At 72.6% G+C, this 20,831-nt stretch carries 17 protein-coding genes; 6 read left to right on the top strand and 11 right to left on the bottom strand.

All coding sequences use genetic code 11. The annotated features are described in order from the left end of the window. Positions 1-312: 312 nt before the first annotated feature. On the bottom strand, positions 313-795 hold the full coding sequence (locus DY240_RS16615; protein WP_119660962.1) for a hypothetical protein: 483 nt from the start codon (positions 793-795) through the stop codon (positions 313-315). A 254-nt stretch (positions 796-1,049) separates the two neighbouring features. On the opposite strand from DY240_RS16615, the gene DY240_RS16610 reads away from it, so the two are divergent. Then, positions 1,050-2,726 (top strand): purple acid phosphatase family protein, encoded by a 1,677-nt coding sequence (locus DY240_RS16610; RefSeq protein ID WP_119660961.1) that lies wholly within the window; start codon positions 1,050-1,052, stop codon positions 2,724-2,726. A 66-nt stretch (positions 2,727-2,792) separates the two neighbouring features. Here the strand turns inward: DY240_RS16610 and DY240_RS16605 are convergent, their stop codons facing one another. The 4 genes from DY240_RS16605 to DY240_RS16590 all read right to left on the bottom strand — a co-directional run bounded on the left by DY240_RS16605 (position 2,793) and on the right by DY240_RS16590 (position 9,164). Then, complete coding sequence (locus DY240_RS16605) at positions 2,793-4,952, bottom strand: Xaa-Pro dipeptidyl-peptidase (RefSeq protein ID WP_119660960.1); 2,160 nt, start codon at positions 4,950-4,952, stop codon at positions 2,793-2,795. 125 nt (positions 4,953-5,077) lie between these two features. Continuing rightward, entirely contained in the window at positions 5,078-6,697 is a 1,620-nt protein-coding gene (locus tag DY240_RS16600; RefSeq protein WP_119660959.1) for an alpha-amylase family protein, read from the bottom strand. Next, a complete protein-coding gene (locus DY240_RS16595; protein WP_119660958.1) occupies positions 6,694-7,665 on the bottom strand; it encodes a TIGR03885 family FMN-dependent LLM class oxidoreductase in 972 nt (323 codons plus the stop codon). The genes DY240_RS16600 and DY240_RS16595 overlap by 4 nt, the downstream gene beginning before the upstream one ends. Before the next feature lie 47 nt (positions 7,666-7,712). Next, positions 7,713-9,164 carry an RNB domain-containing ribonuclease gene (locus DY240_RS16590; protein ID WP_199701627.1) on the bottom strand — a complete coding sequence of 484 codons (1,452 nt, stop codon included), beginning with the start codon at positions 9,162-9,164 and terminating at the stop codon, positions 7,713-7,715. A gap of 89 nt (positions 9,165-9,253) precedes the next feature. Between DY240_RS16590 and DY240_RS16585 the strand changes: the two genes are divergently transcribed. Beyond that, complete coding sequence (locus tag DY240_RS16585; RefSeq protein WP_119660956.1) at positions 9,254-9,817, top strand: hypothetical protein; 564 nt, start codon at positions 9,254-9,256, stop codon at positions 9,815-9,817. A 376-nt stretch (positions 9,818-10,193) separates the two neighbouring features. Here DY240_RS16585 and DY240_RS16580 read toward each other — a convergent pair whose 3' ends face one another. Next, positions 10,194-11,162 (bottom strand): helix-turn-helix transcriptional regulator, encoded by a 969-nt coding sequence (locus DY240_RS16580; protein ID WP_119660955.1) that lies wholly within the window; start codon positions 11,160-11,162, stop codon positions 10,194-10,196. Between the two features lie 43 nt (positions 11,163-11,205). On the opposite strand from DY240_RS16580, the gene DY240_RS16575 reads away from it, so the two are divergent. Then, the gene (locus tag DY240_RS16575) at positions 11,206-12,351 is read left to right on the top strand and encodes an epoxide hydrolase family protein (RefSeq protein WP_119660954.1); all 1,146 of its coding nucleotides are present in this window, start codon (positions 11,206-11,208) and stop codon (positions 12,349-12,351) included. On the opposite strand, the gene DY240_RS16570 is transcribed toward DY240_RS16575, so the two are convergent. Then, a complete protein-coding gene (locus DY240_RS16570) occupies positions 12,342-13,307 on the bottom strand; it encodes a LysR family transcriptional regulator (protein WP_119660953.1) in 966 nt (321 codons plus the stop codon). The genes DY240_RS16575 and DY240_RS16570 overlap by 10 nt on opposite strands. An 82-nt stretch (positions 13,308-13,389) precedes the next feature. Between DY240_RS16570 and DY240_RS16565 the strand changes: the two genes are divergently transcribed. Together DY240_RS16565 and DY240_RS16560 are read left to right on the top strand one after the other, a co-directional pair. Further along, entirely contained in the window at positions 13,390-14,313 is a 924-nt protein-coding gene (locus tag DY240_RS16565; protein ID WP_119660952.1) for a DMT family transporter, read from the top strand. A 776-nt stretch (positions 14,314-15,089) separates the two neighbouring features. Continuing rightward, positions 15,090-15,884 (top strand): SDR family NAD(P)-dependent oxidoreductase, encoded by a 795-nt coding sequence (locus tag DY240_RS16560; RefSeq protein ID WP_119660951.1) that lies wholly within the window; start codon positions 15,090-15,092, stop codon positions 15,882-15,884. On the opposite strand, the gene DY240_RS16555 is transcribed toward DY240_RS16560, so the two are convergent. The 4 genes from DY240_RS16555 to DY240_RS16540 all read right to left on the bottom strand — a co-directional run bounded on the left by DY240_RS16555 (position 15,881) and on the right by DY240_RS16540 (position 20,139). Beyond that, a complete protein-coding gene (locus DY240_RS16555; RefSeq protein ID WP_119660950.1) occupies positions 15,881-17,281 on the bottom strand; it encodes an erythromycin esterase family protein in 1,401 nt (466 codons plus the stop codon). The two genes, DY240_RS16560 and DY240_RS16555, sit on opposite strands and share 4 nt — an antisense overlap. Before the next feature lie 91 nt (positions 17,282-17,372). Next, the gene (locus DY240_RS16550) at positions 17,373-18,296 is read right to left on the bottom strand and encodes a hypothetical protein (RefSeq protein WP_147375365.1); all 924 of its coding nucleotides are present in this window, start codon (positions 18,294-18,296) and stop codon (positions 17,373-17,375) included. Continuing rightward, positions 18,293-19,222, bottom strand: a complete 930-nt coding sequence (locus tag DY240_RS16545; RefSeq protein ID WP_119660948.1) for a hypothetical protein — start codon at positions 19,220-19,222, stop codon at positions 18,293-18,295. Before DY240_RS16545 ends, DY240_RS16550 begins: the two co-directional genes overlap by 4 nt. Then, a complete protein-coding gene (locus DY240_RS16540; RefSeq protein WP_119660947.1) occupies positions 19,219-20,139 on the bottom strand; it encodes a hypothetical protein in 921 nt (306 codons plus the stop codon). Before DY240_RS16540 ends, DY240_RS16545 begins: the two co-directional genes overlap by 4 nt. Positions 20,140-20,285: 146 nt before the next feature. On the opposite strand from DY240_RS16540, the gene DY240_RS16535 reads away from it, so the two are divergent. Further along, a partial coding sequence (locus DY240_RS16535) for a diacylglycerol/lipid kinase family protein (protein WP_267901685.1) occupies positions 20,286-20,831 on the top strand: 546 nt, incomplete at its 3' end.

The raw sequence follows: 20,831 nt of genomic DNA, 5'->3' as shown, positions 1-20,831 counted from the left end.
TCACTCGGCGTCCTGAGCGGCGGCGCATCATTCTGGGCGGTATGACGTCGCCTCGGGCATCGCGGTCGACCCGCTGTGCGTGGGGCTTCACGGTGCCATCTGTGAGTTCAGGACAAGCGCACAGCACCAGACATGCTGGTCGAGCAACGGCGGTTGGAGCCGCTGCCGACACCGACCCGCCGAGATCGGCCGAAACCGCGCCTGGTCGAGGGACACGGACACCTGACCAGGCCCTGCGGATGCTCCGAAAGTGTCTGAGGGTGGACTTGAACCCCCACCGGATCGGGACGCCGACGGCGTGGATCTGCGGTGCTACTGGGACACGCCGTCGGCGAGGGGCAGGACCGAGTCCTCAAGCGGGCCGTCCGGGTCGTAGACCGCGCACATAATCGCGCGATCGCCGTCGGCCCAGGTCTCGGCCGTCGGGAGGATCGGGTAGTAGTCCAGGCCGGACGCGTCCTGGCTGGTCCACTGCTGCTCGAAGCCCTTGCCGCACTCGTCCCAGCCCAGCTCGGCGACGGCCTCGCGGTCCCAGGGGGCGTCGGGCGCGTGGACGAACAGATACGACTGGTTGTCCGCGCCGTCCGGGCACGGGACGTAGAGCACCACGTCCTCGCCGGCGAACTCAGAGTACTCGGGGTCGGAGAAGCACTCCGTGAGCTCGATGTCCAGTAGCCCGGTCACGCCGGCGTCGATGAACGCGTCGTCCTTGTGGGTCGGCCCGCCGCACGCGGACACCCCGAGCAGAAGGACCGCGGCGACGGCCAGACGGCGAACGGCGGACGGGTCGGGCACGGCCGGATCGTAGGCATGCCGGGATGAACGCCCGCTGACGTCCGGGTGCCCGCCCGGCCGACCGGACGTGGCCATTGGCCGTCGCACACTGCGACCCGGTCGCGGCAAGAGCACCGGCGCCAGCTGTTCATCGCCGGGACAACCTTCCGTGACCTGCCCGTTCTCGCCCTTTCCGCCGGGTCTGCGATGAATCGATCAGACTGCCGCGCACCCTGCCGGCAGCGTCTCGAGAGTGTCCTGGGAGGAGACTCAACGTGAGTGATGTGAGGAAGCGCGGGCCGTTCGGCTCCCGCCGCGCGGCCGGTGCCGCCATCGGCGCCGCGCTGCTCGGCGGCGGCCTGATCGCCGTACCGGCCGCAGTCGGTGCGGACAGCGAGCCCCCGGTCAAGGTGCCCGATGCGGAGGTGTACGAGCCGTCGGCGCTCCCGGACCGCATCATCCTGGTCCCGACGCAGACGCCGGCCACGTCGCAGAAGGTGACCTGGCGCTCCGAGGTCGGCGGCGAGTACGCCCAGGCGCAGATCCTGGAGGCGCCGATCGCGCTCGGCGACGTGCGTCCGGCCGAGGGCGCCGTCCGGACCGTGATGGCCAGCTCGACCAACCCGGTCAACACCACGCTGGGCTACGCCTCGGTGTACCACCAGGTGGAGTTCACCGGCCTGAAGCCGGACACCCGCTACACCTACCGGGTCGGCGACGGCGTCAACTGGAGCGAGTGGATCGACTTCACGACGGCCGCCGCGGAGTTCGAGCCGTTCTCGTTCATCTACTACGGCGACATGCAGAACTACATCGACTCCGCCGGTCCGCGGGTGTTCCGGCAGGCCTTCGCCGACCGCCCGGAGGCGAAGGTCATCGTCAACGCCGGAGACCTGGTCAACTCGGCCAACAGCGAGCTCGAGTGGGGTCAGTGGCACGCGGCCGACGGCTTCATCAACAGCCAGATCAACAACATCTCGGTCACCGGCAACCACGAGTACAGCGGTGGCCAGCTGTCGACGTTCTGGCAGCCGACGTTCCCGTACCCCACCAACGGACCGGACTTCGGTGACGACGCCACGAACGCGGCCCTGCGCAACACCATCTACTCGGTGGACTACCAGGGCGTGCGCTTCATCGGCCTGAACAGCAACGTCCAGAGCAACGCTCCGGTCATGGCCGCGCAGACCGCGTGGCTGGAGCAGCAGCTGGCGAACAACCCGAACAAGTGGACCGTCGTGACGTTCCACCACCCGGTCTACTCGGTCGCGTCCGGCCGCAACAACCCGACCGTGCGCGCCCAGTGGGGCCCGCTGTTCGAGAAGTACGGCGTCGACCTGGTGCTGCAGGGCCACGACCACACCTACGGCCGCGGCAGCACCACCGCCTCGCGCAAGTCGGTCACCGTCCACGACAGCACCGTCTACGCGACGTCGGTCTCCGGCGGCAAGATGTACGACGCGGTCAGCAGCAACTGGACCGACAACGGCGCCGACCAGATGTCGGTCGGCCAGGACATGCAGCTCTACCAGATGATCGACGTCACCGAGGACAGCATCACCTACGAGGCGCGCTACGCCAACGGTGAGCACCACGACGGCGTCGTCATCCGCAAGAACGACGCGGGCGAGCGCACCGTGCAGGAGATCCGCACGCCGCAGAACACCGTCGGCGAGCAGGTCGCGGTCGACACCACCTCGGTCGCCTTCCGTGGCACGGTCAACGTCTCGGCCTGGGGCTACGACCCGGGCGAGACGGTGAACGTCTACGTCCGCAACGTGGAGCGCGGCCAGGACGTGCTGGTCGGCGAGGCCACGGCCGACGAGCTCGGCCGGGTGCTGGAGCTGCCGGTGCGGTTCCCGTCCTCGGCGAAGAAGCTGAGCACGCAGGTCGTCTACCTGGAGAGCGTGAACCAGCAGATCACCAGCCCGGAGATCACGGTCGACCGCTGATCCCCAGGTCGCACGGAAACGGCGGGCCGCCCCGGCATCGGGACGGCCCGCCGTCGCATCGGTGCGTCAGACGTCGGCCTGCGCGGCCGCGCGGACCAGCGCGCCGCGCTGCCGCTCGGTGATCAGGCCGGCGCCGGCGAGCTGGTCGGCCAGCTCGGTCGTGTGCCGGACGAACGCGCCGTGGTGCGGCCAGTCCTCCTCGTCGAGGATGTGGTCGTTGACGGTGCAGGTGCCGGCCAGGCCGACGTTCGGGACGCCGGTGTCGACGCCGTCGATGACGACGGTGCCGCGGGTGTCCTCGGCACCGCAGATCGGCAGCGCCAGCGGGCCGCCCACGACCGGCAGGTCCAGCGTCGTCCCGGCAAGGTCGACGGACAGCTCGGTGCCGGGCTGCGGGCGCAGCGTGAACTCGGGGTCGGTGGAGAAGATCATCAGCCCGATCCGGCTGCCGGCCGGGATGACCTGGTCGTCGGGCTGCAGCGGCACGGTGACGTCGACGAACTCGCCCGGCGCGACCGGGTGCTCCTGCGAGACGGACTTCCGGTTGAGCGGGTCCGCCCAGCCGCGGGTGATGATGCTGGTGGTCGGCCGCTGCGTGCTCGACGTGCAGCCGGAGTCGCCCGTCCACGGCAGCCGGACCAGCGCCACCGACAGGTTGGCCCGCGCCTTCGACGCCGCCATCCGCACCGTCACCTCGGCCGTCCCGGACAGGTGCACGTTCTCTGTCAGCGTCGGCGTGGTGTAGAGCAGCCGGTTCGGCGACGGCGTCGTCGCCAGCAGGCCGGCGTTGCAGGCGTTCGCGCCCGCGTCGACCAGCGTCTCGGTCGCGTCGTCCGCCAGCGCCAGCGAGGTCAGACCGCCCTCCGTCGCGCCACCGGCCTGCAGGTTCAGCGTCGCGGTCGCCGCGGCCGGGTTCGGGTAGTCGGCGTACGGGGTCAGCGAGCTGCCGCCGAGCTCGTTCCGGACGACGAAGGCGGTGTCGGTGTCGTCCTCGATGCCGTTGTCCTGGCCGTAGAGGTACTGCGAGAACCAGCGGTTCATCATGTCCGTGGGCGGGTTGCCGCCGTGACCGCCCTGGTGGAAGTACTCGTGGACGGTGACACCCTTCGCCTCGAGCGCCGACGAGATGCGGACGCTGTGCTCCGGCACGACGTTCCAGTCGTTGAACGCGTGCGCCATCAGCACCGCCGCGCGCACGTCGTCGAGCTGGTTGAGGTAGTCGCGGCCGGCCCAGAAGTCGTTGTAGTCGCCGGTGGCGCGGTCGTGCTCGGCCTGCATGAGCGTGCGGACGGTGTCGCGGCAGTACTGCCTCTTCTCCAGGTCGCCGCTGTTGATGTAGTCGAACAGGTAGTCGATGTCCTCGCCGACCCAGCCGCCGGGGCTGCGCACCAGGCCGTTGGACCGGTAGTAGTGGTAGTACGACGTGTTCGGCGCGACCGGGATGATCACCTCGAGGCCCTCGACGCCGGTGGTGGCGGCCGCCAGCGGCAGCGTGCCGTTGTACGACGTGCCGGTCATGCCGACGCTGCCGGTCGACCAGTACGCCGTCACCTCCTCGCCGCCGTCGGCGCTGGTGTAGCCCTTGGCCCGGCCGTTGAGCCAGTCGACGACGGCCTTCGGCGCCAGCGACTCGTTCGGCCCGCCCACCGTCGGGCAGCCCTCGGACAGGCCGCTGCCGGGCGACTCGGAGTGCACGACGGCGAACCCGCGCGGCACCCACGTGTTGACCAGGCTGTTCGAGATGACCGGGCTGGTGCCGCCCGGGGCGCGCGGCGCGTCGGGCAGGTCGTCCGGCGAGAGCCGCAGCGGCGGCTGCACGCCCAGCTCGACGTTGCCGTTCCAGAAGAACTTCGCGGCGGTGCTCGCGGTGCCGGAGTAGTACGGGCTGGACTCGTAGATCACCGGCACGTCCAGGCCGGCGCTGTCGGTCTCGGCCGGCCGCGTGACGTCGACGTGCATGCGGTCCGGCTCGCCGTCGCCGTCGGTGTCGAACTCGGTCTCGACCCAGAGCTCGTGCCGGACGAACGGCCCGGTGAAGACCGGCTGCGCCAGCCCGTCGACGAACGTCGGCTCGGCGGGCGCCGGGGCGGGGACGGGCGCCGGAGCTGGGGCGGCCGCGGGCGTGGCGCTGGCTGCGGCGCCGTGGACGGTGAGCAGAGCGGCGGTACAGGCGCCGGCCGCGGCGAGTGCCGCGCCGGCCCTGGTCCGGGGTCCGCGCAGGGCCATGAGTGGTCCTTCCTCGAGGTGCGGGATCCTCGGACGCTAGTGGCGGCCCGGTGCGATGTCATCCGACACGTGTCGCATGACGGCCCGCGTCGACGCGACAGACCGTGAAGGCCGACGACTCGGCGTCAGCCGGCGCGGAACCAGCGGTGGCCGTACGGCTCCAGTTCGAGGTTCTCCCCCGGCACGGCGTCGTCGGTGCCGAGCAGGTCGGTCAGCCGCTCCCAGCCGTCGTCGCCGGGCAGCCGCACGGACGCCTTCGTGCCCGAGAGGTTGTGGACGGCGACGATGGTGCGGTCGTCCCAGTCGCAGCGGTGCGCCAGCACCGGCCCGGACGACTCGATCAGCGTCGACCGGCCCCAGCCCAGCTCCGGGCACTCCTTGCGCCGCCGGATCAGCCGCTCCATCCAGTTCAGCAGCGAGTCCGGGTCGCGCCGCTGCGCCTCCACCGTCGTCGACACCTCGTCCGGCAGGGGCCGCGCCAGCCGGGCGCCCTCGGGCGCCGGGGAGAAGCCGGCGTGCCGCTCGTTCGACCACTGCATCGGCGACCGCACGCTCAGCCGGCCCTCGATGGCGAGGTTCTCGCGCATGCCGATCTCCTCGCCGTAGAACAGGGCCGGCGTGCCGGGCAGCGAGAACATCAGCGAGTAGACCATGCGGATGCGCCGCTCGTCGCCGTCGAGCATGCTCGGCAGCCGCCGCCGGATCCCCCGTCCGTACAGCTGCATGTCCGGCTCCGGCCCGAACGCGGCGAACACCTCCGCGCGCTCCTTGTCCGAGAGCTGGTCCAGCGACAGCTCATCGTGGTTGCGGACGAAGTTCACCCGCTGGCAGTCGTCCGGGAGGTCCGGCTGCGCCTTCAGCGCCTTCCCCAGCGGCCCGGCGTCCTCACGCACCAGCGACAGGTACAGCGCCTGGTTCACGGTGAAGTCGAACGCCATGGTGAGCTCGTCGCCGGTCTCGCCGTAGAACTCCAAGGCCTGTTCCGGCGGCAGGTTGACCTCGCCCAGCAGGATCGCGTCGCCGCGCCGCCGGGTCAGATAGGCGCGCAGGTCGCGGATCAGCTCGTGCGGCTCCTGCACCCCGGCCGTCGCGCGGTCGGACTCCTCCGTCAGGAACGGCACCGCGTCGACGCGGAAGCCGGCCAGCCCCAGCGCCAGCCAGAACCCCGCGATCTGGGCGATCTCGTCGCGGACCTCCGGGTTCGCCGTGTTGAGATCGGGCTGCTCGGTGTAGAAGCGGTGGTAGTACCACTGCTGCGCCTGGTCGTCCCAGGCCCAGGTCGACCGCTCCTCGCCGGGGAAGACGAGGTCGGCCGGCTTGTCCTCGGGCTTCTCGTCGCGCCAGATGTAGAAGTCGTGGAACGGCGCGTCGCGGCCCTTGCGGGCGGACTGGAACCAGGGGTGGTGGTGCGAGGTGTGGTTGAGGACGAAGTCGACGATGACCCGGATGCCGCGGTCCTGTGCCGTGCGCACCATCTCGACGAACGCACCCAGCGTGCCGATGCGCTCGTCGACGCCGTAGAAGTCGACGATGTCGTAGCCGTCGTCGCGTTCGGGCGACGGGTAGAACGGCATCAGCCACAGGCAGGTCACGCCCAGGCCCTCGAGGTAGTCGATCCGCTCGGTCAGCCCGGCGAGGTCGCCGTAGCCGTCGCCGTCGGTGTCCAGGAACGTCTGCACGTCCAGGCAGTAGATGACCGCGTTCTTCCACCACAGGTCGCCGGCGCTGCGGCGGCGCCGGCTCATGCGCGCACCGCCGTCAGGGCCGGCAGCACGTGCTCGCCGAGAGCGTCGATGAACCGGGTCTGCTCCTGGCCGACGTGGTGGACGTAGATCGTGCCGAAGCCCAGGTCGGCCAGGTCGTTCAGGTGCGCCGCGAGCCGGCCGAGGTCGGCGGTGACGAGGACGCTCTGCCGGACGTCGTCGGGGCGGACGTGCTTGGAGGCCTCGTCGAACTCCTCCGTCGTCGCCAGGTCCCAGCACAGCGGCGGCGAGAATAGGTTCGTCCCCCACTGTTCGTGGGCGATGCGCAGCGCCTCGTCCTCGTCGGGCGCCCAGCTGACGTGGATCTGGACGGCGAGCGGCTTCCCGGCGCCGCCGTTGCCGGTGAAGGCGTCGACGACGTCCCGCAGCGTGGCCGCCGGCTGGCCGACCGTGACCAGGCCGTCGGCCCACTCGGCGGCCCAGCCGGCGGTCCGCGGCGTGACGGCGGTCGCGTAGAGCGGTGGCGGGGTCTCAGGAAGGGTCCAGAGCCGGGCGCGGTCCACCGTGACCAGCCCGCGGTGGGTGACCTCGTCGCCGTCGAGCAGGGCGCGGATGACGTCGGCGCACTCGCGCAGGCGGGCGTTGCGGGTGTTCTTGTCCGGCCAGGGGTCGCCCGTGACGTGCTCGTTGAGGTTCTCGCCGCTGCCGAGGGCGACGGCGAACCGGCCGGGGAACATCTCCGCGAGCGTCGCGATCGCCTGTGCGGCGACGGCCGGGTGGTAGCGCTGGCCGGGGGCGCAGACCACGCCGAACGGCAGCGTCGTCGTCGCCATCGCCGCGCCGAGCCAGGCGAAGGAGAACCCCGACTCCCCCTGCCGCCTCCCCCACGGCGCGAAGTGGTCCGACGACCACACCGCCTGGAACCCGGCCTGTTCCGCGTGCCGGACGTCGGCCAGCAGCCGGCTCGGGGGGATCTGCTCGTGCGACGCGTGCCAGCCGACGACGGGCATGGTCGGGGTTCCCTTCCGGACGACGACGTGTCCGGTCGTTTACCCGGTCAGGCCAGTTCGAACCGGATCGTCCTGGTCCGAGGGTCGGCGGCGGCCAGCCGGGCCCTGATGTCGGTGCCCAGCGGCAGCTCGCGTGCGTGGCTGATCGGCGCTTCGACGGCCGGCTCGCGGATGGTGACGTCGCCCTTGCGCGCGTCGCGGTCGTCGAGGTCGACGACGACGCCGTCGAAGCTCTCGCCGACGTACGGCTGCAGGACCGCCGCCTCGACGAGGTCGAGCACGGCGCGCTCGTACTGGTTGGCCCGCCGGGTGGACGCCTGCATGGTCTTCGGCAGCTCGCCGAGGCGGTCGACGACCCAGCCCGGGACGTCGTCGCCCGCGCTGAGCGCGACGCAGATCTCGAGCGCGTACCGGTCGACCAGCCGCCGCAGCGGCGCCGTCACGTGCGCGTAGTCGGCGGCGATGGCGGAGTGGCCGGTGTGCTCGGGCAGCTCGCCGGCGAACCCGACGTAGCCGGAGCCCCGCAGCAGCCGCGTGCAGGCGACCAGCATGGCGGCGTGGCTGGGCGTGGCGGGGTCCAGCGAGCGGACGAAGTCGGGGTAGCTCTGGTTCTCGGGCCACTCGATGCGCAGCGCCTTCGCCGTCCGCCGCAGCCGCTTGACGTCGCGCGGGTCGGCCGGCGCGAGGGTGCGCAGCAGGCCGGTGCGGGCTTCGACCATGAACGTCGCCGCCGTCATGCCGGTGAGCAGCGAGATCTGCGCATTCCACTGCTCGACCGGGTGCTGCTGCCGGAACTCCAGCGACCAGTGCTCGCCGTCGACGCGGACCTCCTGCTCGGGCAGCGGCAGCGAGACGCCGCCGCGCTCGGCCTCCTTGGCCAGACGACGCTCGCCGACGTCCCTGAGCAGCGTGAAGACCGGGTCGGCCGTGCCTGCGTCGAGCTGCGCCTGCACCTCGGCGTAGGAGAGCTTGGCGCGGCTGCGGACGCGGGCCCGCTCGACCCGGGCCGCGAGCGTGTCGCCGTCGCCGTCCAGCTCGATGGTCCACAGCAGCGCCGGACGAACCTGGTCGGCGAGCAGCGACGCGGCGTCCTCGGACAGCGCCTTCGGGTAGAGTGGCACCTTCGAGTCCGCGCCGTAGAGCGTCTCGCCGCGCTTGTGCGCCTCCTCGTCCACCGGGTCGCCGGGGCGCACGAACGCGCCGACGTCGGCGATGGCGTAGTAGACGGTGTAGCCGCCGCTCTGCGTGTTGCGTTCGAGGTGGAGGGCCTGGTCGAGGTCCATCGCCGTCGCCGGGTCGATGGTGACGAACGGCAGGTCCGTGCGGTCGAGGTCGGGCAGCCGGGGGTTCTTCGCGGCCTGCTGGGCCGCCTGCTCGACGTCCGGCGGGAACTCCGGCGTGACCTCGAGCTCGGCCTGGATGGCCGCGATGCCCGCCCGCAGCGTCTCGCCGTCGGCGGACAACACCTCGTCGCGCAGCCGCACCACTGGTCTGGGCACTGACGGTCCTCCCCGGGGTCACTCGTTCGGCCGTGCACAGCCTCTCACGGGGTGTCACGAACCGCCCGTGGAATCGACCCACAGGAGGTGTGAGCTGGCTGGCCTACGCCGACGAGTCGATCCGTGTCGACGACGGCGTGTACGTCCTCGCGGCGGTCGCGCTCGATCGGGCGGATGCCGGACGTGTACGCGCCGCCGTCCGCGCCCTCGAACCGCGCCCTGGGCGTCGGTTCCACTGGCGCGACAAGGAACCCTTCGAACGCCGCGACGCCGCCGGTGTCCTCGCCGCGTTGCCGATTCTCCCGGTCGTGGTCGTCGGAGCTCCCGTCGACCCGCGGCGCCAGGAACGGGCGCGGCGGCATTGCTTACAGACCCTGCTCTTCGAGCTGGCGACGGCCGGGGTGGACGAGGTGTGGCTGGAGACACGCAACCCCATAGCGGATCGGCGCGACCTCGATGTGGTGGTCGGCTTCCGATCCAGGGGTGTTCTGCCTTCCGCCCTCCACGTCGGGCACGCACGCCCTGGCGAAGAGCCGTTGCTGTGGCTTGCCGACATCCTCGCCGGGGCGACCAGCGCTGCGGAAGGTCGCGAAGCGGCGTACCGGGAGCTGATCGAGGGGACCTTGACCGAGCTCCGAATAGACCTGGACTGACCGCAGGAAGCGCGAAGCCGAGGTCCGGGTATGCCCCCGGGGTCCTCGGCCCACTTCCGGTCCAACCGCAGAAGGACCAGCTCACCCACGAGCATAGCAAGATCGTGCCCCAGCGTCAGCCCCGCCGCATCGGCCTGCTAGCTCGTCGTCAGCGGGGCGGCGCTGCCTTTCCTGGATGGTCCTCCCGCGCGTCAGGTGCACCTCACCCGCGTCAGCAACCGTACCGGGGCGATCTCGCCACGCCATGCGGCATCGTGGCGAGTGAGGTGTGCGCCGGGCGAGTGATGTCACGGGGGGCGCCGCCTCCGGCAGGTCCGCGATGGAGCACGGCGCCACGATGTGCCGTGCGCGGTCCGGAAGCGCCGCGACTGCGACCTCAGGTCCTGATCGCCCGGCGGTAGCGGTCACCGAGCACGCGCAGGTGCTCGACCAGCTCCGGCGGCTCGGTCACCTGGAAGTCCAGCCCGAGCATGCCGATGTAGACGGCGACGATCTCCAGGCTGTCCGCACCGGTCACCAGCACCGAGGTCGACTCGTCGACCGATTCGACGACGCCGACCGTCGGGTTGATGCGCGCCAGCACGTCCGCGGCCGGCGCGAACACCGTGATCCGCGCGTGCACCGACCAGCCGGTCGACGCGACCTCGCGCAGCACGAACGCGGTGTAGTCCTCGCCCGGCAGCGGCGCCGGCGCGAACCGGAGCCCGGTGCGCATGCGCAGCGAGAGCCAGTCGACGCGGTAGGGGTGCCACTCCCCCGACGCCGGCTCGCGGCCGACGAGGTACCAGTGCCGCTGCCAGCTCACCAGCCGATACGGCTCGACGGCGAGCGGCGGATCGGTGCCGGGGCGCCCGCGGTAGTCGAAGCGCACGTGCTCGTGGTCGCGGATCGCCGCCGCCAACGCCGTCAGGACGGCCGCGTCGACCACCGGGTCATCGACGTTGCTGCTGGTGTTCTCGGGCCCGCGGGACATCGCGTCGTGGACGGCGGCGACCTGACGGCGCAGCCGGTGCGGCAGCACCTGCTCGAGCTTGGCCAGCGCCCGCGCGCTGCTGTCCTCGATGCCGGCGACGCCGCTGCCGGCGCGCAGTCCGATCGCGACGGCGACCGCCTCCTCGTCGTCGAGTAGCAGCGGCGGCAGCCGGGCGCCGGCGCCGAGCCGGTAGTGCCCGGCCGGCCCACGCGCGGCGTCGACCGGATACCCCAGCTCGCGCAGCCGGTCGACGTCGTAGCGGATGGTCCGGGTGCTGACCCCGAGGCGTTCGGCCAGCTCGGCACCGGTCCAGGCGGGCCGCGACTGCATCAGCGAGAGCAGCGCCAACATCCGTGCGGAGGTCCCCGTCATTCTAGGAAGATACCTTGCCTAATAGGCCCGTAGCGTGACTGTCATGACGAACACCGCACCGATCCGCCCGTTCCGCGTCGAGATCAGCCAGGCCGACCTCGACGACCTCCACGACCGTCTGGTCCGCACCCGGCTGCCCCGGCCCGTCCCCGGCGACGACTGGGACTACGGCACGCCCAACCACTACCTGAGCGAGATGGTCGAGCACTGGCGCGACGGCTTCGACTGGCGCGCGCAGGAGGCGCGGATGAACGCCTTCCCGCACTACCTCACCGAGATCGACGGCCAGACGATCCACTTCATCCACGTGCCGTCGGCCGAGCCGGACGCCACGCCGCTGCTGCTCGCGCACTCCTACCCCGGCTCGTTCGTCGACTTCCTCGACATGATCGGCCCGCTCACCGACCCCGTCGCGCACGGCGGCAGGGCCGAGGACGCGTTCTCCGTCGTCGTCCCGTCGATGCCGGGCTTCGGCTTCAGCACGCCGGTCGAGGACCGCGGCTGGACGATGGCGCGCGTCGCCCGCGCCTACGACACGCTGATGCGCCGGCTGGGCTACGAGAGCTACGGCTCGCACGGCAGCGACGGCGGCGCCATGGTGTCGCGCGAGCTCGGCCTGCTGAACCCGCCCGGGTTCCTGGGGCTGCACGTGCTGCAGCTGTTCTCGTTCCCGTCCGGCGACCCGGCGGAGTTCGCGAACCTGTCGCCGGCCGACCACGCCGGGCTGCAGCACCTCGAGTGGTTCCAGTCCGTCGGTGGCTACAACGCGATCAACGCCAGCCGGCCGCAGACCGTCGCCGTCGGCGTGTCGGACTCCCCCGCCGGGCAGCTGGCCTGGAACGAGCTGTTCAACTCCTTCGGCAACGGGACCAGCCTGGTGACCCGCGACCAGATCCTCACCGAGGTGTCGCTGTACTGGTTCACCAACACGTCGGCGACCGCCGGGCGGTACCACTTCGAGGAGGCCCGCTCCGGCGCCACCCCGCAGGTCAACCACGCGCCCACCGGCGTCGCCGTCTTCGCCGACGACTTCCGCACCATCGGGGCGTTCGCCGACCGCGACAACGACAACATCGTCCGCTACACCGAGTTCCCCGACGGCGGGCACTACGCCGCGCTGGAGCGGCCGGACGTGCTGGTCGAGGACCTGCGGGCGTTCTTCGCCGGCCTTCGCGCCGCTCAGTCCTGACGTGGCACCGCCGCGCCGCCGACCACCTCGCGCAGGAGGTCGGCGGCGCGCTGTGCGGCCGGGTGCTGGGCGGCGGACTTGCGGACGGCGACGTGAATGCGTCGCACCGGCTCCGGGGCGACGATGCGCACCGTCGTCACGTCCGGCGGGAGGTCGCGGATGCCCAGCTCCGGGACGACGGTGAGGCCGATGCCGGTCGCGACGAACGGGATCGCGGTGTGGTAATCGTGCGTCTCGACGGCGAACTCCGGCGAGAATCCGGCCTCGGCGCAGGCGCGCAGCAGCACGCGGCGGCAGGCGCCGTCGTTGACGTCGTTGTCGATCCAGCGCCGCCCGGCCAGCTCGGCGAGCGGCACCTCACCCCGTCCGGCCAGCGGGTCGTCGGTGCGCACGACCGCGAGGTACGGGTCGTCGACCAGGTGCCGGACGTCGGCGCCGGCCGGCGGCGTCCACTCGGGCCGCTCGACGAAGATGTCGACGTCGGGCTCGTAGCTGTCCGGCATTCCCCGATTCCCTTGTGGGACTCGCTGCGGGTTCGGACCTCGCGGTCGGCTGTCGGGCAGCCTCATCTCGGTCATCCGCAGGTCCAGCCGCAGTTCGGGGAACTCCGCGTGCAGCGCGGCGACGACCGGCGGCAGCCAGGCGGCGCCCGCCGAGGCGAAGTAGCCGATCGACAGGCTGCCGACCCGGCCGGCCCGCAGGTCGCCGACCAGCCCCTCGAGCCGGGTCAGCGCCTCGAACAGCGGCTCGGCCTCGGTCGCCAGCGTCCGGCCGGCGGTGGTCGGCTCGATGCCGCGGCCCGCGCGGTCGAGCAGCCGCAGCCCGGTCTCGCGCTGCAGCGCGGCCAGCTGCTGGCTGACGGCGGACGGGGTGTAGCCGAGCGTCTCGGCGGCGGCCCGGACGGAGCCGGTGGCGACGACCGCGCGGAGCAGGCGGAGGCGGGGCACGTCCAGCATGGATCCAATCGTACAGCTCACCTTAACGGTTCGTCAGTAATACGTGCTTGTGCTGTCGAATCAGGGCGCCGACCATGGCAGGGTGACGCAGACCCTCCAGGCTCCCGTTCCCGCCGCACCGCGCCTCTCCGAGAGCCGCAAGGCCGCCCTCGCCGCGGCCGTCACCGTCCTGCTCTGGGCCTCCGCGTTCGTCGCCATCCGCGACGTCGGCCACACCCTGTCCGCCGCGCCGCTCGCGCTGATCCGGCTGGCGGTCGCGTCCGTGGCGCTGACGGTGCTGGTGGTCGCCACGCGCGGCCGCCGGGTGATCCCGGTGCCGCTGTCGCGGCGGACCTTCGGGCTGATCGCGGCGTGCGGCGTGCTGTGGCTGGCCGGCTACACCGTCGCCCTCAACGCCGGTGAGCAGCACGTCGACGCCGGCACCGCCGCGTTGCTGGTCAACGTCGCGCCGCTGCTCATCGCGTTCGGCGCCGGGCTGTTCCTCGGCGAGGGGTTCCCGCGGGCGCTGATCGCCGGCTCGCTGGTCGCCCTCGGCGGCGTCGCGGTCATCTCGCTGGGCTCCAGCGGCGACCGCGACGGGCTCGGCGTCGCGCTCTGCCTGCTGGCCGCGGTGCTGTACACGGCGGGCGCGCTGATCCAGAAGGTCGTCCTGCGGGTCACCGACGGCCTGACGACCACCTGGCTGGCCTGCGTCGTCGGCACGGCGGTGCTGCTGCCGTGGACGCCCCAGCTGGTGTCGGAGCTGTCGGACGCCTCGCTCGGCGCCGTGCTGGCCGCGGTGTACCTGGGCCTGTTCCCGACCGCGATCGGCTTCACCACCTGGGCCTACGCGTTGAAGCGCATGGACGCCGGGCGGCTCAGCGCCACCACCTACGTCGTCCCGACGGTGTCCGTGCTGATGTCGTGGGCGCTGCTCAGCGAGATTCCGACAGTGTTCGGCCTGGTCGGCGGCGCCATCAGCCTGGTCGGCGTGGCGATCTCCCGGCGCAGGCGATCGGTGGCCTAGCGGCCCCCCGCGCGCGTCCCACCGCAGGCGGCCGGCGCCGGTGCCGGTGGACGGCCAACGATCCCAGCTATCCAGAGCGGCCAACACGCGGGTCACCACACTCCGTGGCGTCAGGCGATCGTGGACGGCGTCGGCCGGGCTTTCACCTCACGCTTGGCGTGCCGGTTCCGCTCTGTTTGCCGGGCTGTGGACAGTGATGATCATCCAGGATCGCCTACATCACGAGGATTTCCTGAGCGTCAACATGGCTGTAGGCCTATTGACGCTCAGGAAATCCTCGTGACGGCTCCGGAATCACGGTGCAATCTCAGCAGGTGGACGCTCCACGCCACCAACGCCACACACACAAACGCGGCGAACGCCCTGGGTCGGTCGTCGCCATACTCCCCGTCCCCTTGATAGCTGGCCGTTCTCAGCCACGTGCAGGGGGACGACGCCGAGATTGCCGACGCTGCGGCCTTGGAGATGCCGATGAATGCGTGGGGCGTGTCTCGTGGTGTGGTGGTCATGGTGGCGGCGTCGTCGTCACGGTGTCGCGGTCGGCAGGTGATGCCGTCGCGGCCTGGATGGGTGAGGGATCCGCGTCGTCCTGGCTACCCGGATCCCTCACCCATCAGCGGCCTGCGGCTCGTCGTTCGTCGGCACGGTGAGGGGGCCACTGCCGCGCGCGTGGCCGTCGGCACGATGTCGGCTCCATCGAGAACGCCAGCGACCTTCCCACCGGCACGACCAACGTCGGCTCACACTCTGAGCACTGCTGAAGGAGAATCGGGGGCATGCGCCTCGATCTCAGCGGAAAGACCGCCCTCGTCACCGGGTCGACACAGGGCATCGGGTGGGCCATCGCGGCCGGGCTGGCCCGGTCGGGCGCGCGGGTGGGGGTGAACGGGCGCGGCGCCGACACCGTCAACGCCGGCGTCGAGCGGCTGCGGGCGGAGGTCACGGGCGCGGACGTCGTCGCCGTCCCCGCCGACGTCGCGACCGACGAGGGCGCGGCCGCCGTCACCGAAGCACTGCCCGACGTCGACATCCTGGTCAACAACCTCGGCATCTTCGAAGCGACGCCGGCGCTGGAGATCACCGACGCGCAGTGGCGGCGGTACTTCGAGGTGAACGTGCTGGCGGCCGTGCGGCTGACCCGCGCCTACCTGCCCGGCATGACGGCGCGGGGCTGGGGCCGGGTGCAGTACATCGCCAGCGACTCCGCCGTCGTCATCCCGGCCGAGATGATCCACTACGGCATGACGAAGACGGCGCTGCTCGCCGTCTCGCGGGGCTTCGCCAAGGAGGCGGCCGGCACCGGCGTCACCGTCAACAGCGTCATCGCCGGCCCCACGCACACCGGCGGCGTCGAGGACTTCGTCTATCAGCTGGTCGACCGCAGCCTGCCCTGGGACGAGGCGCAGCGCGAGTTCATGCGCCGGCACCGCCCGCAGTCGCTGCTGCAGCGGCTGATCGAGCCCGAGGAGATCGCGAACCTGGTCGTGTACCTCAGCTCGGCGCAGGCGTCGGCGACGACGGGCGCCGCCGTCCGGGTCGACGGCGGCTACGTCGACGCGATCCTCCCTTAGACCAGCTGCGTCGCGGCGACGGTGCGGACGTGCAGCAGCGCGTCGAAGCCGGCGCGCCACGACGGCAGGTGCTGGGCGTAGTGCTCGTCGCGGGCGGGGTCGTACGCGGAGCTCATGATGCGCAGCGACGCCGGCCCGTCCAGCCGGTCCCGCACCTCCGTCGGCCCGCCGCGCCGGAGGTCGATGAGGTAGTCGCCGAGCCGCGCCCGGCCGAGCAGCGCGTCGGCGAACGACGGGCTCGGCGGCGGGACGGCGTACACCCGCGGTCCGCCGTCGACCTCCCAGCCGGTCAGCACGGTGCCGTGGTCGAAGACGGTCCCGACGGCGACGTAGCCGGCGCCGTAGCGCGCCCGGAGCAGGCCGCCGGCCAGCCGCCGGCGCACCGGTGGGTCCGGCGGGAACTCGACCACCATCTCCTCGGCCGCGGCCACGTGCGCGTTGGCGGCGCCGTAGGCGATCCGATGCCCGGTCCGCTCGTGCCAGAACGTCAGGAGGTCGGCGACGTACCGGTCGCGCACGTCGTCCGCGATCCCGGCGGCCGACCCCGACTCGTAGAACCCGAGCAGCGCGTACGCGTGCAGCACGGCGTCGTCGGGGTCGACGGCGGCGCGGCCCCGGCGGGCGGCCCGGCTCTCCGCGGCGTCGCGGACCAGCTCGTGCAGTTCGCGGGCGGCGGCGACGAGCGGCCGCCGCTCGTCCTCGGTGAGCCGGTACTTGTACCAGACGAGGTGCTCCTGCGGCGTCCCGCGCAGGGCCAGCACCCCCAGCAGCGCACGGACCCGCGGCAGCCGTGCCGGCGCCACCGCGGCGGTGAACCGCTCGATCTCGTCGTACTGCAGGGCTCGGAGCTCGAGGACGTCGGCGCCGAGGAAGCGGACCTGGTCCCAGTCCGGCCGGCCGCGATTGAACTCGCGCATCCACCGGACGAGGTCGAGCATCGCCTGGCTGCGCAGCATGAACAGTGCCTGGCCGACGGCGCTGCGAGCGTCGGTGCCGTCGCCACGGACGTAGCGGTCGAGCACGACGCCGCTGCCCCAGCTCTCCTCCCAGGCGATGGTGCGGAAGCCCAGCTCCTCGACCAGGTAGCGGGCGACCCGGTGCTTCAGCGCGAACTGGGTGTGCGTGCCGTGGGCGGACTCGCCGAGACCGACGACGACCGCGTCGCGCACCGTCCGGCGCAGCGGCGTGAGGTCGTCCAGAGGGCCGCGCGGGCTCGTCCGGACCGGGGTGGCGTGCCGGTCGAGCCAGTCGGCGAACGCGTCCTCCGTGCCGACGGCGGTCCCGGCCGCCGTCGCCTGCGGGCCGCGCAGCAGCGTGGTGCCGGCCGCGGCCGCCGCCAGCCCGAACAGGCCGCGGCGGCTGAGGGTGGACAGGTACGGGGCGTGGTCGATGCTCATGCCGCTCAGCCTGGCCGCGGCGCCGGGTCGCGCTCGTCCGCTCAGGTGCTGATCCGCCGGCTACGCCCGCCGACGTACGGCCGCGCCGGCGTCACGCGCAGACGTGGGTCACCAGCCGGACGAGCTCGACCATGACGTCGGCGTCCAGCGGGAAGTGCTCCGGCAGCTGCCTGGTCCCCGACGTGACGGTGTACTCGACCAGGCCGTCGCCGCCGCGCATCGCGGTCGCCGCCGAGCAGTCCTCGACGGTCCAGGTGATCTCGACCTGGGTGGTGCCGTTGCCGGCCACCTCGATCGGCAGCTCCGGCGGCGCCGCGCTCAGGCCGGGCGCGATGGGCACCATGCGGGTCACCCGGGCGGGCCGGCCGGAGTAGTTGAACATCGGCAGGGTCACCGTGAGGCTGGTGGCGTCGAGGCTCGTCGTCGCCGGCCCGACGAACTGGACGTAGCCGGCGCCGAACTGGCACTCGGTGTTCCACAGCATCGCGACGCCGCCGTAGTCGGCCTGCTGGTCGGCGGTGACGGTGCGCTCCTCGCCGCCGTCGTCGCGGATGCGCACGCGCAGCCGCGTCGGCGCGGCGGCCGCGCAGTCGGCCACCAGCCCGTCCTGCCGGACCGTGACCCACTCGCCCACGGGCGCGTCGACGGCCTCGATCGGGCCGGTGTCAGGGGCGAGGTGGAAGCCGTCGGCCTCGATGCCGACGATCTGGACCGGCTGGGCGCCGATGTTCAGCAGCTGCAGCTCGACCCAGGCGCCGTCGTCGTCAACGGACTCAGGCGTCCAGTTCGAGATGCCGCTGACGATGCCGACGCGGGCCAGCTCGGCGGTGTCGTGCCGGGCGTCGGCGACGACCGCGCCGAGCAGGCCGCCCACCACCAGCGCCGCGACGGGCAGGGCCCAGCGCCGCCAGGGATGCGCGGACCGCTCGGCCGGTTCCGGTGGCGGCTGGTCGCCGGGCGAGCCGACGACGCCGAGGTCGAGAATGGCGTCGTCGCGCCCGTCCCCCACCGTCATTCCTGGATTGTCGCCGGACACGACTGCCCGGACAACCGGGCCAGCGCGGTGAACGCCTGTTCGGGGAGCACGATGATCTGCTCGGTCTCGGCGTCGCCGTGCAGGATTCGGACTGCGAGCGACCCGCCGGACGCGGTCAGCGCCAGGTCGCAGTCGGTCACCGTCCAGGTGGTCGTGAGGGTGGCGCTGTCGCCGGCCGGGACGGCCGGCTCGGCCTCCCCGGTCGTCAGCGCGAAGCCGGGCGCCCTGGCCGCGACGGCGCCGAGCCGGAGGTCGTCGGGCCCGGTGTTGGCCAGCTCGAGCGCCAGCACGACGGCGCCGTCGCCGCGGCTGAGCACCGTGCTGTCGCGGACCCCCAGACCGAACTGGTAGGCGGCCTGGCACTCGACGTACCAGAATCCGCGCAGCCCCTCGTGGTTGTCGGGCGGCTCGACGTCGACGAGCCGCTCCTCGCCGGACGGCGTGCGAGCGCGCACCCGCATGGCGTCGGGCATCGGGCCGTCGCAGTCGACCTCGAGGCCGCGCTGGACGTAGCTCACCCAGCGGCCGGGATCGGCCGTCACGGGGTCGGCGGCCTCGGCGTCGCCGTCGATGGTCATGCCCTCGACCACGACACCGAGGATCTCCACCGCGCTGTCGCCGGCGTTGAGCACGCTGACGGTCAGCTCGCCCCGCGGCGGACCGCGGTCGACGATCACCGGCCGCACGGGCCCGCCGTACAGCTCGATGCGTTCCTGGCCGGCCGTGTCGTCGCGCGCGTCGGCGACGACCAGTCCGATCACCCCGCCCACGAGGAACGCCAGGGCGACGGCGGCCCAGAGCCGGCGGCGGTCGCGCCGTTCCGGCCGGTCCGGCAGGCCGTCCGCCTCCGGATCCGGGTCGCGGCCGACGACGCCGAGATCGAGCGGCTCGTCGGCGCGCGTCACGGCGTGTCCCCGCAGACGCGGTCGACCAGCAACACGAGCGCGGCCTGTGCGGCGGCGTCCACCGGGTGGTTGCCGCGGGAGGGTTGATTGCCGGCGAACGCGTAGACGAATTGCGGGTCGTGCCATTGCCGCGCCAGCCGACAGTCGGTGACGGTCCACGTCATCGGCACGCCCAGCGACTCGTCCGGGGACAGGACGAACGGAAGGTCGGCGACCGTCGCGGCCAGTCCGGGAGCTTCGGACGCCAACTCGATCACCTCCAGCGGTTCGGTGCTCGGATTGGACAATCGCACCTCGGTCGTCACGCTACCGGCATCGGACGCCGTGACCGTGGCTGCGATGGCGGGGAACAGCAGGTCCGGCGGCCGGCAGGCGTGCTGCCACACGCCGCCCACGCCGCTGACGTCGGGCAGCCCGTCGGCCTCCACGACGCGCACCGTGCCGCCGACGTCGCGGACCCGGATCCGCAGTCCGTCGCCGGCCTGGGCGTCGCAGTCGGCGACCAGCCCGTCCTGCAGCGCCGTCACCCACTCGCCGGGCGGTGCCGCGACCGGGTCGGCGGGCTCCGTGTCCGGATGGACGGTCATGCCGGCCGGCTCCAGCCCGAGGATCTCGACCTCGTGCTCGCCGAGGTTGAGGATGCTCAGCTCGATCCGGCCGGGCGAGTCCTCGTCGTGCCGGTCGGACAGGCCGTGGATCGCGCCGCTGACCAGCCGGACGTCGGCGTAGCCGGCGGCGTCGTCGCGGGTGTCGGCGACCACCAGCCCGAGCGCCCCGCCGACGGCGAACGTCGCGGCTGGGACCGCCCACCGCCATCGGCCGGAGCCCGGTGGCGGCTCGCCGGGCTCGTCCGTCGCCGGCTCGTCGGCCGTGCCCACCACGCCCAGGTCGAGCGGCGCGTCATCGCCCTGCCTCATCGAGGCATTGTCGCTGGGTAGCGACTCCGCTCACAAGACGTCGGCGAGCTCGGCGAGCGTCTGCTCCAGCCCGAGCCGCGACAGGTGCACGGTGTCCGCCGTCGTCACCCGCGCCCGTGACCGGCGCCGGCCCTCAGCGTTCTCTCATGTCGACCTGGCACCATCGGACGGTGCCGAAGCTGCTGGTCATCACGAACACTCGCGCGGGCGGCGCGCGCGACGGGGCGGTCGGGACGGCGCTCGGCGTGCTGCGCGCGGGCGGCGACGGCGTCGAGGTCGCCGACCTCGACCCGGACGCGCTCCCCGGCGTGCTCGAACGGCACCCCGGTCACCGGCCGGTCGTCCTGGGCGGCGACGGCTCCGTGCACCTGCTGGTCGCCACGGCGCTGCGCCTCGGTCTGCTGGACCGGCCGCCGTTCGAGTTCGGGCTGATCCCGCTCGGTACCGGCAACGACCTCGCCCGCACGCTCGGGCTGCCGCTGGACCCCGCGCGCGCCGCCGAGGTGGTGCTGGACGGCAAGGAGCGCGACCTCGACGTGCTGACCGACGACGCCGGCGGCGTCGTCGTCAACGCGGTCCACCTCGGCGTGGGCGCCGAGGCCGGGCGGCGCGCCGTCCCGCTCAAGCCGCGGCTCGGCCGGCTCGCCTACCCGGTCGGCAGCGCGGTCGCCGGCGCGTCGGCCCGCGGCTGG

Origin of the sequence: Jiangella rhizosphaerae (genome assembly GCF_003579925.1) — a bacterium.
In the GTDB taxonomy this organism is placed as follows: domain Bacteria; phylum Actinomycetota; class Actinomycetes; order Jiangellales; family Jiangellaceae; genus Jiangella; species Jiangella rhizosphaerae.
Note: the sequence above shows the minus strand (reverse complement) of the source record. Positions and strands in the feature narration are given on the sequence as shown.

Excerpts from the sequence above, each read along its gene's own strand:
- DY240_RS16605 (WP_119660960.1), bottom strand. The coding sequence starts at position 4,952 with ATGGCCCTGCGCGGACCCCGGACCAGGGCCGGCGCGGCACTCGCCGCG.
- DY240_RS16600 (WP_119660959.1), bottom strand. The coding sequence starts at position 6,697 with ATGAGCCGGCGCCGCCGCAGCGCCGGCGACCTGTGGTGGAAGAACGCG.
- DY240_RS16595 (WP_119660958.1), bottom strand. The coding sequence starts at position 7,665 with ATGCCCGTCGTCGGCTGGCACGCGTCGCACGAGCAGATCCCCCCGAGC.
- DY240_RS16580 (WP_119660955.1), bottom strand. The coding sequence starts at position 11,162 with ATGACGGGGACCTCCGCACGGATGTTGGCGCTGCTCTCGCTGATGCAG.
- DY240_RS16575 (WP_119660954.1), top strand. The coding sequence starts at position 11,206 with ATGACGAACACCGCACCGATCCGCCCGTTCCGCGTCGAGATCAGCCAG.
- DY240_RS16570 (WP_119660953.1), bottom strand. The coding sequence starts at position 13,307 with ATGCTGGACGTGCCCCGCCTCCGCCTGCTCCGCGCGGTCGTCGCCACC.
- DY240_RS16560 (WP_119660951.1), top strand. The coding sequence starts at position 15,090 with ATGCGCCTCGATCTCAGCGGAAAGACCGCCCTCGTCACCGGGTCGACA.
- DY240_RS16555 (WP_119660950.1), bottom strand. The coding sequence starts at position 17,281 with ATGAGCATCGACCACGCCCCGTACCTGTCCACCCTCAGCCGCCGCGGC.
- DY240_RS16550 (WP_147375365.1), bottom strand. The coding sequence starts at position 18,296 with ATGACGGTGGGGGACGGGCGCGACGACGCCATTCTCGACCTCGGCGTC.
- DY240_RS16540 (WP_119660947.1), bottom strand. The coding sequence starts at position 20,139 with ATGAGGCAGGGCGATGACGCGCCGCTCGACCTGGGCGTGGTGGGCACG.